Source organism: Actinomadura sp. 9N215, assembly GCF_044326345.1.
Lineage (GTDB): Bacteria > Actinomycetota > Actinomycetes > Streptosporangiales > Streptosporangiaceae > Spirillospora.
On record NZ_JBIRBA010000042.1, the window covers coordinates 1 to 13899 of the forward strand.

The 13899-nt window shown below is 71.7% G+C and carries 13 protein-coding genes; 3 read left to right on the forward strand and 10 right to left on the reverse strand.

All coding sequences use genetic code 11. The features are described from left to right. Positions 1-481: 481 nt before the first annotated feature. From tyrS to argC, 10 genes are all read right to left on the reverse strand, one after another. Positions 482-1759, reverse strand: coding sequence for a tyrosine--tRNA ligase (gene tyrS / locus ACH34T_RS41550; RefSeq protein ID WP_396026517.1), 1278 nt, complete (start codon positions 1757-1759; stop codon positions 482-484). 106 nt (positions 1760-1865) lie between these two features. After that, positions 1866-2501, reverse strand: coding sequence for a DNA-3-methyladenine glycosylase (locus ACH34T_RS41555; protein ID WP_396026518.1), 636 nt, complete (start codon positions 2499-2501; stop codon positions 1866-1868). Positions 2502-2546: 45 nt separating this feature from the next. Continuing rightward, entirely contained in the window at positions 2547-3965 is a 1419-nt protein-coding gene (argH, locus tag ACH34T_RS41560) for an argininosuccinate lyase (RefSeq protein WP_396026519.1), read from the reverse strand. Positions 3966-4148: 183 nt separating this feature from the next. Next, a complete protein-coding gene (locus tag ACH34T_RS41565) occupies positions 4149-5345 on the reverse strand; it encodes an argininosuccinate synthase (RefSeq protein WP_396026520.1) in 1197 nt (398 codons plus the stop codon). A gap of 69 nt (positions 5346-5414) precedes the next feature. After that, positions 5415-5918, reverse strand: coding sequence for an arginine repressor (locus ACH34T_RS41570; RefSeq protein WP_396026559.1), 504 nt, complete (start codon positions 5916-5918; stop codon positions 5415-5417). An 8-nt stretch (positions 5919-5926) separates the two neighbouring features. Then, positions 5927-6844, reverse strand: coding sequence for an ornithine carbamoyltransferase (argF, locus tag ACH34T_RS41575; protein WP_396026521.1), 918 nt, complete (start codon positions 6842-6844; stop codon positions 5927-5929). Beyond that, the gene (locus ACH34T_RS41580) at positions 6841-8064 is read right to left on the reverse strand and encodes an acetylornithine transaminase (protein WP_396026522.1); all 1224 of its coding nucleotides are present in this window, start codon (positions 8062-8064) and stop codon (positions 6841-6843) included. The genes argF and ACH34T_RS41580 overlap by 4 nt, the downstream gene beginning before the upstream one ends. After that, on the reverse strand, positions 8061-8975 hold the full coding sequence (gene argB / locus ACH34T_RS41585) for an acetylglutamate kinase (RefSeq protein ID WP_396026560.1): 915 nt from the start codon (positions 8973-8975) through the stop codon (positions 8061-8063). The genes ACH34T_RS41580 and argB overlap by 4 nt, the downstream gene beginning before the upstream one ends. Positions 8976-9022: 47 nt before the next feature. Then, a complete protein-coding gene (gene argJ / locus ACH34T_RS41590; protein ID WP_396026523.1) occupies positions 9023-10180 on the reverse strand; it encodes a bifunctional glutamate N-acetyltransferase/amino-acid acetyltransferase ArgJ in 1158 nt (385 codons plus the stop codon). Further along, the gene (gene argC / locus ACH34T_RS41595) at positions 10177-11205 is read right to left on the reverse strand and encodes an N-acetyl-gamma-glutamyl-phosphate reductase (RefSeq protein ID WP_396026524.1); all 1029 of its coding nucleotides are present in this window, start codon (positions 11203-11205) and stop codon (positions 10177-10179) included. Before argC ends, argJ begins: the two co-directional genes overlap by 4 nt. A 170-nt stretch (positions 11206-11375) precedes the next feature. Here argC and ACH34T_RS41600 point away from each other — a divergent pair, with 170 nt between their 5' ends. From ACH34T_RS41600 to ACH34T_RS41610, 3 genes are read left to right on the forward strand one after another with little or no spacing between them, the layout of a single operon-like run. Beyond that, positions 11376-11891 carry a MarR family winged helix-turn-helix transcriptional regulator gene (locus ACH34T_RS41600; protein WP_396026525.1) on the forward strand — a complete coding sequence of 172 codons (516 nt, stop codon included), beginning with the start codon at positions 11376-11378 and terminating at the stop codon, positions 11889-11891. Beyond that, positions 11888-12856: an ATP-binding cassette domain-containing protein gene (locus ACH34T_RS41605; protein ID WP_396026526.1), complete on the forward strand. Its 969-nt coding sequence runs from the start codon at positions 11888-11890 to the stop codon at positions 12854-12856. The genes ACH34T_RS41600 and ACH34T_RS41605 overlap by 4 nt, the downstream gene beginning before the upstream one ends. Continuing rightward, positions 12853-13731 carry an ABC transporter permease gene (locus ACH34T_RS41610; protein ID WP_396026527.1) on the forward strand — a complete coding sequence of 293 codons (879 nt, stop codon included), beginning with the start codon at positions 12853-12855 and terminating at the stop codon, positions 13729-13731. Before ACH34T_RS41605 ends, ACH34T_RS41610 begins: the two co-directional genes overlap by 4 nt. Positions 13732-13899: the final 168 nt, after the last annotated feature.

Sequence of the window (13899 nt, forward strand, 5' to 3'; positions counted from 1 at the left end):
GATCCAAAAACAGACCCGGCCGTATAAAGGCACTGGCTTTTAACACGCTGTTGAGTTCTCAAGAAACGGACACCCACCGCGCCGTGAACCCGCTCCCGCAGGCCCCGGCTCCGGGGCAACCCTTCTAGCCTAGCCGATTCGCCCTGTTTGTCAAAATCTGGGCAGTTCGACCTCGTACGTCCGTTTCCGGACAGAGACAGGTCTCAACCCGGTTGGTTCGTCGAGGGTTTTCCCCTGAGGCCGGGCCGCTTGTCGCGTCCCGCTCCCCCGTGGGGCGTGTAAAACATTAGGTCCCGCCCCGGGGGCCGTCAAATCGACGTTGTGCGGCGCGAAACCCCAGCTCAAGTACGGTTTTCAAGACCTGAATCATGCCCGGCGACGGATCCTTGTAACCGCACTGTGACGTGTATTTGCCGAAGTTTGCCCCCGACATGGCGCCCGCCCGCCCGGAGAGGCTCCGGACGGGCGGTCGCGGACGGGCTCAGGACGCGATGACCTCGACGCCGCCCACGCTGCGCTTGCCGCGTCGCAGGACGAGGAAGCGGCCGTGGAGCAGGTCCGCGGCGGCGGGCGTGGCGTCCTCCGACTCGACCTTGGCGTTGTTGAGGTAGGCACCGCCCTGGGCGATCGCCCGCCGTGCTTCGGACTTGCTCTTGCACAGCCCTGAGGCCGCCAGCAGGTCGACGACGGTCGGCAGCTCGCCCGGGGCCACCTCGGCGCGGGGTACCTCGGCCAGTGCGGCTTTCAGCGTGCGTTCGTCCAGCTCCTCCAGGGCGCCTTGGCCGAACAGGGCGCGGGAGGCGGCGATGACCCGGGCGGTCTCGTCCGCGTCGTGGACGAGCGTGGTCATCTCCTCCGCGAGCGCCCGCTGCGGGGCCCGTGCGGCGGGACGGTCGGCCCCCTGCTTGACCAGATCGTCGATCTCCTCATGGGAGCGGAAGCTGAAGACCTTGAGGAACTTCTCCACGTCCCGGTCGTCGGCGTTGAACCAGAACTGGTAGAACGCGTACGGCGAGGTCAGGTCGGGGTCGAGCCAGTAGGTCTCGCCGCCGGCGGTCTTGCCGAACTTGGATCCGTCCGCCTTGGTGAGGAGCGGGGTCGTGAGCGCGTGCGCGCTGCCGCCCTCGACGCGGCGGATGAGGTCGACCCCGGCGGTGAGGTTGCCCCACTGGTCGCTGCCGCCGGTCTGGAGCAGGCAGCCGTGCCGCCGGTAGAGCTCCAGGAAGTCCATCGACTGGAGCAGGACGTAGCTGAACTCGGTGTAGCTCATGCCGGTGGTGTCGAGCCTGGCCTTGACGGTCTCGCGGGCCAGCATCCGGTTGACCGGGAAGTGCTTGCCGATGTCGCGGAGGAACTCGATGGCGGACATGGGGGCCGTCCAGTCGAGGTTGCTGACCATCGTCGCGCCGGTGGGGCCCTCGCCGAAGTCGAGGAACTTCGACACCTGGCCGCGGATGCGCTCGACCCAGCCCGCCACGGTCTCCGCGGAGTTCAGGACGCGTTCGGCGCTCTTGCCGCTCGGGTCGCCGATCAGGCCGGTGGCGCCGCCGACGAGGCCGATGGGCCGGTGCCCGGCCAGCTGGAAGCGGCGCAGCGTGAGGATCTGGATCAGGTTGCCGAGGTGCAGCGAAGGGGCCGTCGGGTCGAAGCCGCAATAGAGGGTGACCGGTCCCGCGGCGAGCAGGGCCCGCAGATCGTCCAGGTCGGTGGACTGCGCGATCAGGTCGCGCCACGCGAGATCGTCCAGGATGTCGGTCACGGTCTCCTCGTTCCGGCTTGCGTTCGGTGTGCCCACCAGGGTGCCCGGGCGGGCGGGTGTCACGCCAACGATATTCAGCGCCCGATCGCGTTCGGGGCACGGCGCGTCAGTCGCCGGCGGTGATCTTCTTGCGCTGCCTCGGGACGTGCGCGCGGTACGGGGAGACGGTCGGGTCGGCGTCGATCCAGAACCGCCACGGCACCTCCTTGGCGCCGTTGACGCCGGTGCGCGGACCGTTGCGGATGAGCGCGGGGTCGGCGGGTTCACCGGCGAGGACGGTGAGCGGCCCGCCGGGCGTGCAGACGTCCAGGCCGTTCTGCTCGCGGGCGATGCCGAGCGCCTGGCAGAGCCGAGCCGGGCCGCGGGCCAGGTCGCGGACGGACGAGCGCGGCCGCCGGGCACGCGCCGTCTCCTCCCCCGCGACGATCTCGCCGGCGCGGAGAAGGACCGCCATTGACGTCCCGTCCGGGCCGCACACGAGGTTCACGCAGAAGTGCATGCCGTAGGTGAAGTAGACGTAGGCGTGGCCGGGCGGGCCGAACATCACGGCGTTGCGGGGCGTCCGGCCGCGGTAGGCGTGGGAGGCGGGGTCGAGGGGGCCCGCGTACGCCTCGACCTCGGTGAGCCGGACCGCGACCTCGCCGCCGGGCGTGCGGTGGGTGAGCACGTGCCCGAGCAGGGACGGCGCCACCTCGTCGACGGGACGGTCGAAGAAGTCCCGTGGCAGCAGCGCTCCGTTCATCGCGTCACCTCAGGGCGAAGATCTCCGTCGATCATGCGGACCAGGTCAGGCGTCCGAGCCGGCGGCCCAGGCGGCGTGCTCGTTGACGAGGCCGCGGAGCGCGCCGAGCTGCTCGCGGACGCGGTCGGGCGCCGTCCCCCCGTACGCCTTCCGGGACGCCAGCGCCCCCTGGACGTTCAGGACCTCGCGGACGTCCGGCGTCAGATGCGGCGACACCTTGGCGAGCTCCTCGTCGGTGAGGTCGTCGAAGTCCTTGTCGTTGACCTGGCACCAGACGACGAGGTGCCCGACGACCTCGTGGGCGTCGCGGAACGCGGTGCCGCGCCGGACGAGCAGCTCGGCGAGGTCGGTGGCGAGTGCGAAGCCGTCCGGCGCGAGGGCCTCCAGGCGCTCGGTGTTGACCCGCATGGTCGCGATCAGCCCGGACATGGCGGGCAGGACGAGCAGCAGCGTCTCGACGGCGTCGAACGCGCCCTCCTTGTCCTCCTGGAGGTCGCGGTTGTAGGTGAGCGGCAGGCCCTTGAGGGTGGTGAGCAGGCCGACGAGGTGGCCGATGAGGCGTCCGGCCTTGCCGCGCGCCAGTTCGGCGACGTCGGGGTTCTTCTTCTGCGGCATGATCGACGACCCGGTGGCGTAGGTGTCGTCCATCTCGATCCAGCGGAACTCCTGCGACGCCCAGAGGCAGATCTCCTCGCCGAGGCGCGACAGATGGACGCCGATCAGCGCGGCGGCGAAGAGGAACTCGGCGACGAAGTCGCGGTCGGCGACGGCGTCCATGGAGTTGGGCGCGGCGGCGTCGAAGCCGAGCTCGGCGGCCGTGGCCTGCGGGTCGAGCGGCAGGGACGACCCGGCGAGCGCGCCGGACCCGAGCGGGGAGATCGCGGCGCGCCTGTCCCAGTCGCGGAGCCGGTCGACGTCGCGGGTGAGCGGCTGGACGTGCGCGAGGAGCTGGTGGGAGAACAGCACGGGCTGCGCGTGCTGCAGGTGCGTCATGCCGGGCGCGGCGACGCCGAGGTTGTGCTCGGCCTGCGCGATCAGCGCGGTCTCCAGCTCGACGAGGCGGGACACGATCTGGCGGGCGTGGTCGCGCAGGTAGAGGCGCAGGTCGGTGGCGACCTGGTCGTTGCGGCTGCGGCCCGCGCGGAGTTTGCCGCCGAGCGCGCCGAGCCGCTCCAGCAGGCCGCGTTCGAGGGCGGTGTGAACGTCCTCGTCGGCGACCGTGGGGCGGAACTCGCCGGTGCGGCAGGCCTCCTCCAGGCCGTCCAGGGCGCCGATCATGCGGTCGAGCTCGTCGTCGGTGAGCAGCCCCGCCCGGTTGAGGACGCGGGCGTGCGCGCGCGAGCCCATCAGGTCGTAGGGGGCGAGCCGCCAGTCGAACTGGACGCTCACCGAGAGCCGCGCGAGCGCGTCCGACGGGCCGCCTTCGAACCGGCCGCCCCACAGCCGCGTCGGTGCCTTCGTCACGAAAATCCTCTTCTTCCCGCCGCTGAACGTATTTGACGTCTCAATCTCACCACGCCCGGGCGCAGACGCACGACGTGGGGACGCCGTGGTCACGGAGTCCCCACGCGGTGCCGCGGCGTCCGCCACAGGGTACGGCGAAAACCCGTGCCGGCGGCGGGCAGCCGTCTCGGGCGGCCTTCCCGGTCAGGCCTCGCGGTCGCGCTTGGCGGCGATCTTGCTGGGCAGGCTCCACAGCTCGACGAAGCCCTTGGCGAGGCTCTGGTCGAAGGTGTCGCCGGTGTCGTAGGTGGCGAGGTCGTAGTCGTAGAGGGACGCGCCGCTGCGCCGTCCGGTGACGACGGCGCGGCCGCTGTGCAGGGTCAGCCGGACGTCGCCGGACACGCGCTTCTGCGCGTCGGCGATGAACGCGTCCAGGGAGTCCTTCAGCGGCGAGAACCACAGGCCGTCGTAGACGAGCTCGCCCCACCGCTGGTCGACGGACCGCTTGAAGCGGGCCAGGTCGCGTTCGACGGTGACGTTCTCCAGCTCCATGTGCGCGGTGATCAGCGCGATCGCGGCGGGGGCCTCGTAGACCTCGCGGCTCTTGATGCCGACGAGCCGGTCCTCGACCATGTCGATCCGCCCGACGCCCTGGGCCCCGGCGCGCCGGTTCAGCTCGGCGACGATCGCGTACGGGGTGAGCGGGCGGCCGTCCAGCGCGACGGGCACGCCGGACGCGAACGTGATGACGACCTCGTCGGCCTCGCGCGGCTCGGCGGGGTCGGCGGTGTAGTCGTAGACGTCCTCGATGGGGCCGTTCCAGATGTCCTCAAGGAAGCCGGTCTCGACGGCGCGTCCCCACAGGTTCTGGTCGATGGAGTACGGGGACTTGGCCGACACGTCGATCGGCAGGCCCTTCTCCTCGGCGAACGCGATGGCCTTGTCGCGCGTCCAGGCGAAGTCGCGGGCGGGCGCGATGACCTTCAGGCCGGGGTCGAGCGCGGACAGGCCAGCCTCGAACCTGACCTGGTCGTTGCCCTTGCCGGTGCAGCCATGCGACACGGTCGTGCCGCCGAACTTCTTGGCGGCGGCGACGAGGTGCTTGACGATCAGCGGCCTGGACAGGGCGGACAGCAGCGGGTAGCGGTCCATGTAGAGGGCGTTGGCCTGCATGGCGGGGACGCAGAAGTCCGCGGCGAACTCCTCCTTGGCGTCCACGACGACGGCCTCGGCCGCGCCGCAGGCGAGGGCCCGCTTGCGGATGGTCTCCAGTTCGTCGCCGCCCTGGCCGACGTCGACGGCCACCGCGATGACGTCCCCGCCGGTCTGCTCGGCGAGGTACGGGATGGCGACGGAGGTGTCCAGGCCCCCGGAGTACGCGAGTACGACGCGCTCGCTCATGATCGTTATCTCCTGTGCGAAGTGGGTGCGGGTTCGGGTCTTACCTGCTGGGACGGGCCGTCACCGGCCCTAACTTCGTCGTTCGCGTCCGTCGGTCAGCCTGAGGAGCGCCTGCGCGACGTCGTCGCCGCCGGTCGGGTCGCGGGCGACGACTCGATCCTCGTCATCGCCCGCGACGGTGCCGAGGATCGACGGCCATTCGGCGTGGTCGATCGCCGACGCCAGGTACTGCGCGGCCCCGGGCGGGGTCCGGACCATGACCAGGTTCGCCGACGCCTCGGCGGAGACGAGCAGCTCCGCGGCGAGGCGGGTGAGCCGTCCGGTGAAGGTCTCGGCGGCGCCGGTGCGGGCCCGCCGGATCCGGTCGCCGCCCTCCCCCGGGACGGCGTAGATCAGGCTGCCGTCGTCGGCGCGCAGCCGCACCGCGCCGATCTCCACCAGGTCGCGCGACAGCGTGGCCTGGGTGACGTCGACGCCCTCGTCCGCGAGGAGCTTGGCGAGCTCGCCCTGCGAGTGGACGGGATGCCGGGTCAGCAGCTCGATCACCCGGGCGTGCCGGGCGGCCTTGGTCATGGGGGTCGTCACCGGGAGCGCTCCAGCAGCCAGATCAGCAGCGCCTTCTGAGCGTGCAGGCGGTTCTCGGCCTCGTCCCAGACGCGGCTCCGCGGGCCGTCCAGGACGGACGCGGCGATCTCCCTGCCGCGGTAGGCGGGCAGGCAGTGCAGGACGATCGCGTCCGCGCCGGCGAGGGAGAGCAGGTCCTCGGTGACGGCGTACGGCTCGTAGAGGGCGGTGTCCTTGCCGTCCTGGCCCATGGACACCCAGGTGTCGGTGGCGAGGACGTCGGCTCCGGCGGCGGCCTGCTTCGGGTCGTCGGTGACGGTCACGGACCCGCCGGTCGCGGCGGCGATCTCGGTGGCGCGGGCCACGACGGCGGGGTCCGGCGGCTGGGACGCGGGCGCGCCGACGCGGACGTGCATCCCGGCGGTGGCGCAGCCGAGCAGGTAGGAGTGGGCCATGTTGTTGGCGCCGTCGCCGAAGTAGGCGAGCGTGGCGCCGGGGAGGTCGCCCTTCGCCTCCCGGACGGTCTGCAGGTCGGCGAGGATCTGGCAGGGGTGGAACTCGTCGGTGAGGGCGTTGACGACCGGGACGGTGGTTCCGGCGGCCATCTCGTCGATGCGCTCCTGCCCGGCCGTCCGCCACACGATGGCGCTGACCTGGCGTTCCAGGACGCGGGCGGTGTCGGCGATGGTCTCGCCGCGGCCGAGCTGGCTGGTTCCGGCGTCCATGACGAGGGGGTGGCCGCCGAGTTCGGCGATGCCGGCGGCGAACGACAGCCGCGTCCGGGTGGACGGCTTGTCGAACAGCACGGCGACGGACCGCGGGCCGTCGAGGGGCCGGAAGCGGAAGCGGTCCCGTTTCACCTCGGCGGCGAGGCCGAGCACCTCGGCCTGTTCGGCGGGCGTGAGGTCGTCGTCGCGGAGGAAGTGCCTGGTCATGCTGAATTCTCCGTCTTGGGGGCGGCGGCGTCGAGGATCGCGGGGAGCGCGGCGGTGAACGACCGCGCCTGCCCGGCGGTGAGGATCAGCGGCGGGGCGATGCGCAGGGCGTCCGGCGCGAGCGCGTTGATCAGGAATCCGGCGTCGCGGGCGGCGGCCTCGACGGCGGGCGCGTGCGGTCCGGTGAGCACGGCGGCGCGCCACAGCCCGCGGCCCCGCACACCCTTGAGCAGCGGGTGGTCGATGGCGCGGATGCCGTCGGCGAGGGTCTCCCCCACGGATGCGGCGTTGGCGAGCAGGCCGTCCTTCTCGATCGTGGTGAGGACGGTGAGCGCCGCGGCGGCGCTGACGGGGTTTCCGCCGAACGTGCTGCCGTGGTCGCCCTTCGCGAACAGGTCGCCGTGCGGGCCGAACGCGACGCACGCCCCGATCGGCAGGCCGCCGCCGAGGCCCTTGGCGAGGGTCAGGACGTCCGGCTTGGCGTTCTCGTGCTGGAACGCGAACCAGGCGCCCGTCCGGCCGATCGCGGACTGGATCTCGTCGGCGACGAACAGCGCGCCGGTGGCGTCGCAGATGGCGCGGGCGGCGGCGAAGTACCCGTCGGGCGGGGGGACGACGCCCGCCTCGCCCTGCGTGGGCTCCAGGAAGACGGCGGCGCAGTTCTCGTCCACGGCGGCCTTGAGCGCGCCGGCGTCGCCGTAGGGGACGAACCGGACGTCGATGCCGTACGGCCCGAACGGCTCCCGGATCGCCGCCTTCCCGGTCAGCGACAGCGCGCCCATGCTCCGGCCGTGGAAGCCGTTCTCCGCCGCGACGAAATACGACCGGCCGCTGTGTTTCCGCCCCCGGCCATTGCCGTACTTGATGGCGAGTTTCAGCGCGCATTCGTTCGCTTCGGTGCCGCTGTTGCTGAGGAACACCTTCCCGTCGCCGCCGTCCCCGTTGAGAAGGCCGAGGAGGCGTTCGGCGAGCAGCACCTCAGGCTCGTGCAGGAACAGGTTGGACGTGTGCGCCAGCGTCGCGACCTGCGACGACACCGCCTCGACGAGGGCCGGGTGGCCGTGGCCGAGGGAGGTGACCGCGATTCCCGCGATCAGGTCGAGGTACTCGCGTCCGTCGACGTCCCACACGCGGCAGCCCTCGCCGCGCGCCAGCGCCAGCGGCGGGACGCCGTAGTTCGGCATGAACGCGGCCTCGAACCGTTCCCTCAGGTCGCTCATGCCGAAACCTCCTGCGCGGGGCCCGGGGGGCTGGGGAGGACCATCGTTCCGATCCCTTCGTCGGTGAAGATCTCCAGGAGGAGGGAGTGCGGGACGCGCCCGTCCAGCACGTGGGCCTGCGGGACGCCGCCGCGCACGGCCGCCAGGCAGGCCTCCATCTTCGGGACCATCCCTGCCGACAGGTCGGGCAGTAGGACGGCCAACTCGTCGGCGGTGAGCCTGTCGATCACGTCGTCGCTCCCGGGCCAGTCGGCGTACAGGCCCTCGACGTCGGTGAGGACGACGAGCTTCGCGGCGTCCAGCGCGACGGCCAGCGCGGCGGCGGCGGTGTCGGCGTTGACGTTGTAGACCTCGCCGTCGTCGCCGCGCGCGATGCTGGAGATCACCGGGATGCGGCCGTCGTCCAGCAGCGCCCGCAGGGCCCCGACCTGCACCTCGACGATCTCGCCCACCTGGCCGATGTCGACGGCCTCGCCGTCCACGACCGCCTGCTTGCGCTCGGCGGTGAACAGGTGCGCGTCCTCGCCCGACATGCCGAGCGCGAACGGGCCGTGCCGGTTGATCAGCCCGACGACGTCGCGCTGCACCTGGCCGGTCAGCACCATCCGGACGACCTCCATGGCCTCCGGCGTCGTCACCCGCAGCCCGGCGGTGAACGTCGAGTCGATGCCGTTGCGGGCGAGGGCCGCGTTGATCTGCGGGCCGCCGCCGTGCACGATCACCGGCTTCAGCCCGGCGTAGCGGAGGAACACGACGTCCTCGGCGAAGGAGTGGCGCAGCTCCTCGTCGGTCATCGCGTGGCCGCCGTACTTGATCACGACGGTGGTGCCGTGGAACCGCTCCAGCCACGGCAGCGCCTTGATCAGCGTCTCGGCCCTGCTCATGAGTTCGCTACGCTCACCGGCGGCCATGACGCCGAGGCGGTTCTTGCGCATGTCCGCGCCCGAGGTGACGGCCGTCATGTGGAGTACGCCGAGTTCTCGTGGACGTAGTCGGCCGTGAGGTCGGTCGTCCAGACGGTCGCGCTGTGCGGGCCCGCCGACAGGTCGACGGTGATCGTCACGTCGCGGGGGCGCAGGTCGACCTTGTCGCGGTCGTCGCCGAACGAGCCGTTCCGGCACACCCACACGCCGTTGATCGCGACGTTCAGCTCGCCGGGCTCGAACACGGCGTCGGTGGTGCCGACCGCCGAGAGGACGCGGCCCCAGTTCGGGTCCTCGCCGTGGATGGCGCATTTGAGGAGGTTGTTACGGGCGATGGAGCGCCCGACGGTGACCGCGTCGCCGCCGGACGCGGCGCCGACGACCTCGATCGCGATGGCCTTGGACGCGCCTTCGGCGTCCACGAGCAGCTGCCGGGTCAGGTCGGCGCACACGTCGGTGAGCAGCGCGGTGAACTCGTCCTCGGCGGGGACGACCCCGGCGGCGCCGGACGCCAGCAGCAGCACGGTGTCGTTGGTGGACATGCAGCCGTCGGAGTCGAGCCGGTCGAGGGTGACGCCGGTCGCCGCGCGGAGCGCCCGGTCCAGGACGTCGGCGGGCAGGTCGGCGTCGGTGGTGATCACGCTGAGCATGGTCGCCAGGGACGGCGCCAGCATGCCCGCGCCCTTCGCCATCGCGCCGATCATGTAGCCGCCCGGCCCCTGCCGGAAGGAGATCTTCGCGACGGTGTCGGTGGTGCGGATCGCGTCGGCGGCGGCGAGCCCGCCGTCGCCGCGCGACAGCTCGGCGGCGGCCTTGTCGACGCCGGGGAGCAGCAGGTCCATCGGGAGGCGCTCGCCGATCAGGCCGGTGGAGCAGACGGCGATCTCGCCGGCGGAGTCGTCCAGGACGCCCGCGACCTTCTCGGCGGTGGCGTGCGCGTCCTGGAAGCCGGGGGCGCCGGTGCATGCGTTGGCACCGCCGGCGTTCAGCACGACGGCGTGGACGCGTCCGCCCTTGAGAACCTGCTCCGACCACAGGACGGGCGCCGCCTTCACGCGGTTGCGGGTGAAGACGCCGGCGGCCGCGCGGGACGGCCCGTCGTTGACGACGAGGGCCAGGTCGCGGTTTCCGCTGGGCTTCAGCCCGGCGACGACGCCGGCGGCGCGGAACCCCCGGGGGGCGGTGACGCTCAAGGGGACACTCCGATCGTGGTCAGGCCGAGTTCTTCGGGGAGGCCGAGGGCGAGGTTGGCGCTCTGCACGGCGCCGCCCGCGGTGCCCTTGGCGAGGTTGTCGACGGCGGCGACGGCGACGACGCGTCCGGCGGCCTCGTCGAGCGCGACCTGGACGAGCGCGGTGTTGGCGCCGAGCGTCATGGACGTGGCGGGCCACCGGCCGTCCGGGAGGAGGCCGAGGAACGGCTCGCCGGTGTACGCCTTGCCGTAGGCGGCGCGCAGCGCGGCGGCGGTGACGCCGGGACGGGCCTTGGCCGTGCAGGTGGCGAGGATGCCGCGGCTCATCGGCGCGAGCGTCGGCGTGAAGGAGACCGTGACCGGTTCGCCCGCGACGTCGCTCAGGTTCTGGACCATCTCCGGTGTATGCCTATGCGTCCCGCCGACGGCGTAGGCGGACACCGAGCCCATGACCTCGCTGCCCAGCAGGTGCGGTTTGAGCGCCCGTCCCGCGCCGGACGTGCCGGACGCGGCGACCACGACGACGTCGGGTTCGGCGAGCCCGGCGGCGAACGCCGGGAACAGCGCGAGCGTGACGGCGGTCGGGTAGCAGCCGGGGACGGCGACGCGACGCGCCCCGCGGAGCGCCTCGCGATGGCCGGGCAGTTCGGGCAGTCCGTAGGGCCAGGCGCCCGCGTGGGGCGTCCCGTAGAACTTCTCCCAGTCGGCCGGGTCGGTGAGCCGGTGGTCGGCGCCGCAGTCGATGACCAGGACGTCCTCGCCGAGTTCCGCGGCGAGCGGCCCCGACTGTCCGTGCGGCAGCGCCAGGAACACGACGTCGTGGCCGGACAGCGTCTCCGGGGTGGTCTCGGCGAGGACGCGTCCGGCCAGGGAGCGCAGGTGTGGCTGGTGCGCGCCCAGTTCGGCGCCCGCGTTGGAGCCCGCGGTCAGCGCGCCGATCTCGAACTCTGGATGTCCCGCCAGGATGCGCAGCAGCTCGCCGCCCGCGTATCCGCTGGCGCCGGCGACCGCCGTCCGGATGCCCATGTCCCACTCTGCCCTTCGGGATCGATAAGCAAGAGTATGCATGATGCTGGATGCCTATTCAATATCGCCGCCGTCCTCCGGGCCCGGTGAGACGAGCGCCACAGAGCCGGACATATATTTAGATAGCTAAAGATTTGCCCTCTAACCATCAGATCTCTAACATCACGGCCATGGAGAACCTTGGCTTCGGGGACCTGAAGACGCTCGGGCCCATGGAGGAGTGGCCGATCGGCCGCCTCTTCGGCCTGGCCTCACGGCTGGCGCATCCGGTGTTCTCGCGGATCATCGAGAAGCACGGCATCAGCCCCGCCGGGTTCTTCGTGCTCCGCATGCTCATCGTCGAGGACGGGCTGCGCCCCGGCGAGGTCGCCAAGCGGCTCCTCGTCACCCCCGCGACGATCACCTCGGTGGTCGACACGCTGGAGCGCAACGGGCACGTCAGGCGGGAGCGCTCGTACCGCGACCGGCGCGGCGTGATGCTGCGCATCACCGACTCGGGACGGCAGCTGCTCGCGGAGAAGTCGAAGCCCATCGGACGAGACCTCTCGCAGGTGTACGACGTCGTGGACGAGGCCGACGAGGCCGCAGTCCGGCGGTTCCTCGTCGGCCTCATTAAACGGTTCGAGGATTTCCCGGCCGAAGAGGACGATTCACACAGCGATGAAGCGAAGGGAGACGGCGCGTGACCGAACCCCCAGAAGCCGCCGTTAGGACGGTCGACCTCAAGAAGACCTATCCGGCGTCCGGGCCGCGTCCGGCGGTGCCCGCCGTGCAGGGCATCGACCTCGACGTCCCGCGCGGCGAGTTCTTCGGGCTGCTCGGCCCGAACGGCGCGGGCAAGTCGACCACCATCGGCATGCTCACCACCCTCGTCGTGCCGACCGGCGGCAGCGCCCGCGTCTGCGACCTGGACGTGGTGAAGGACGCCGTCGAGATCAAGCGCCGCATCGGCGTCGTGTCGCAGAACAACACCCTCGACAGCGACCTGACCGTCGCCGAGAACCTGGAGTTCCGGGGCCGGTACTTCGGGCTCGGCGCCCGCGACGCCCGCAGGCGCGCGGGCGAGCTGCTGGAGCTGTTCGGGCTGACCGAGCAGCGCGGCGGCAACCCGTTCGAGATCTCCGGCGGGCAGGCCAAGCGGGTCATGATCTGCCGCGCCCTCATGCACGGCCCCGAGGTCCTGTTCCTGGACGAGCCGACCGCCGGGCTCGACCCGCAGACCCGCACCAACCTGTGGGAGGTGCTGCGCGGGCTCCAGGCCGCCGGGCAGACCATCCTGCTCACCACCCACTACATGGAGGAGGCGGAGGCGCTCTGCGACCGGGTCGCCGTCGTCGACCACGGCAAGATCCTCGCCAGCGGCACGGTGGACGAGCTGAAGTCCAGCGCGGGCGCCGACACCGTCATCACCGTGACCTACGACGCCGCCGCCCCGGACGGGATCCACGCTCTCTCCGAGCGGGAGGGCATCAGCAAGGTCGAGGTCAACGACGGCCAGGTCCGCGTGTTCGCCGCCGACTCCGACGGCCTGCTCGGCGAGCTGGTCACGATCGGCTCCCGCGCCGGCGTCGGCGTCACCGACGCCACCCAGCTCCGTCCCAGCCTGGAGACCGTCTTCCTCACCCTCACCGGAAGGGAATACCGCGAATGACCGCGTCCGCCGCCCCGGCGGCCTCCGCCTCCCCCGCCACCCCCGCCGTCATCGCCCCGCCGCCGCCCGCCCGGGCGACGATCTCCCGCACCTTCGCCGCGATGATGGCGCGCGAGGGGCGGGTCATGCGCAAGAACGTCGTGTCGACGTTCACGCGGGTGCTCGTGCAGCCGGTGATGTTCGTGTTCGTGTTCGCCTACGTCCTGCCGAAGCTCGGCGGCGGCGCGACGGCGGGCGGGCCGGGCGGGGCGACGTTCTCCACGATCCTCGTGCCGGGACTCGTCGGCTCGTCCATCATCATGCAGGCGATGATGGCGGTGATCTTCCCGCTGATGATGGAGCTGACCTGGCAGAAGTCCATCACCGACCGGGCGCTGGCGCCGGTGCCGATCCCGCTGCTGGCCGCCCAGAAGATCATCGCCGCGGCGACGCAGGGCCTGATCGGCGGGCTGCTGGTGTTCCCCGCGGTGCTGCTCATCCACGCCGAGGGCCAGGCGCCGGAGGTGCACGTCGACAACTGGCCCGTGCTGATCCTGGTGATGGTGGCCGGGGCGCTGCTGTCGGCTTCGGGCGGGCTGCTGCTCGGCACGCTGATGAACCCGCAGAAGGTCCAGGTGCTGTTCGCGATCGTGCTGCTGCCGATGACCATGCTCGGCTGCGTGTACTACCCGTGGTCGGCGCTGGACGACATCCGCTGGCTGCAGATCGTCAGCCTGTTCAACCCCCTCGTATACGTCAGCGAGGGCCTGCGCAGCACGCTGACGCCGGACGTCCCGCACATGCCGGTGTGGGCGCTCCTGCTCGCCATCCTCGGCGGGACGGTCCTGCTGACCTGGGCGTCGATGCGCACGTTCACCAAACGCGTGCTCACGTAGCCCAGGGGGCGACCCCCTGGAACCCCCGTCAGCGGGCTGTGTTAGCCCAGGGGGCGACCCCTGGAACCCCGTCAGCGGGCGGTGAACCGTTTCCCGCGCCGCTGGCGCGTCTCGGGAAACGGTCCTCCGCCCGTCGGGTCGTGCGGCCTCCGGCGCTGGGCGCCTCCG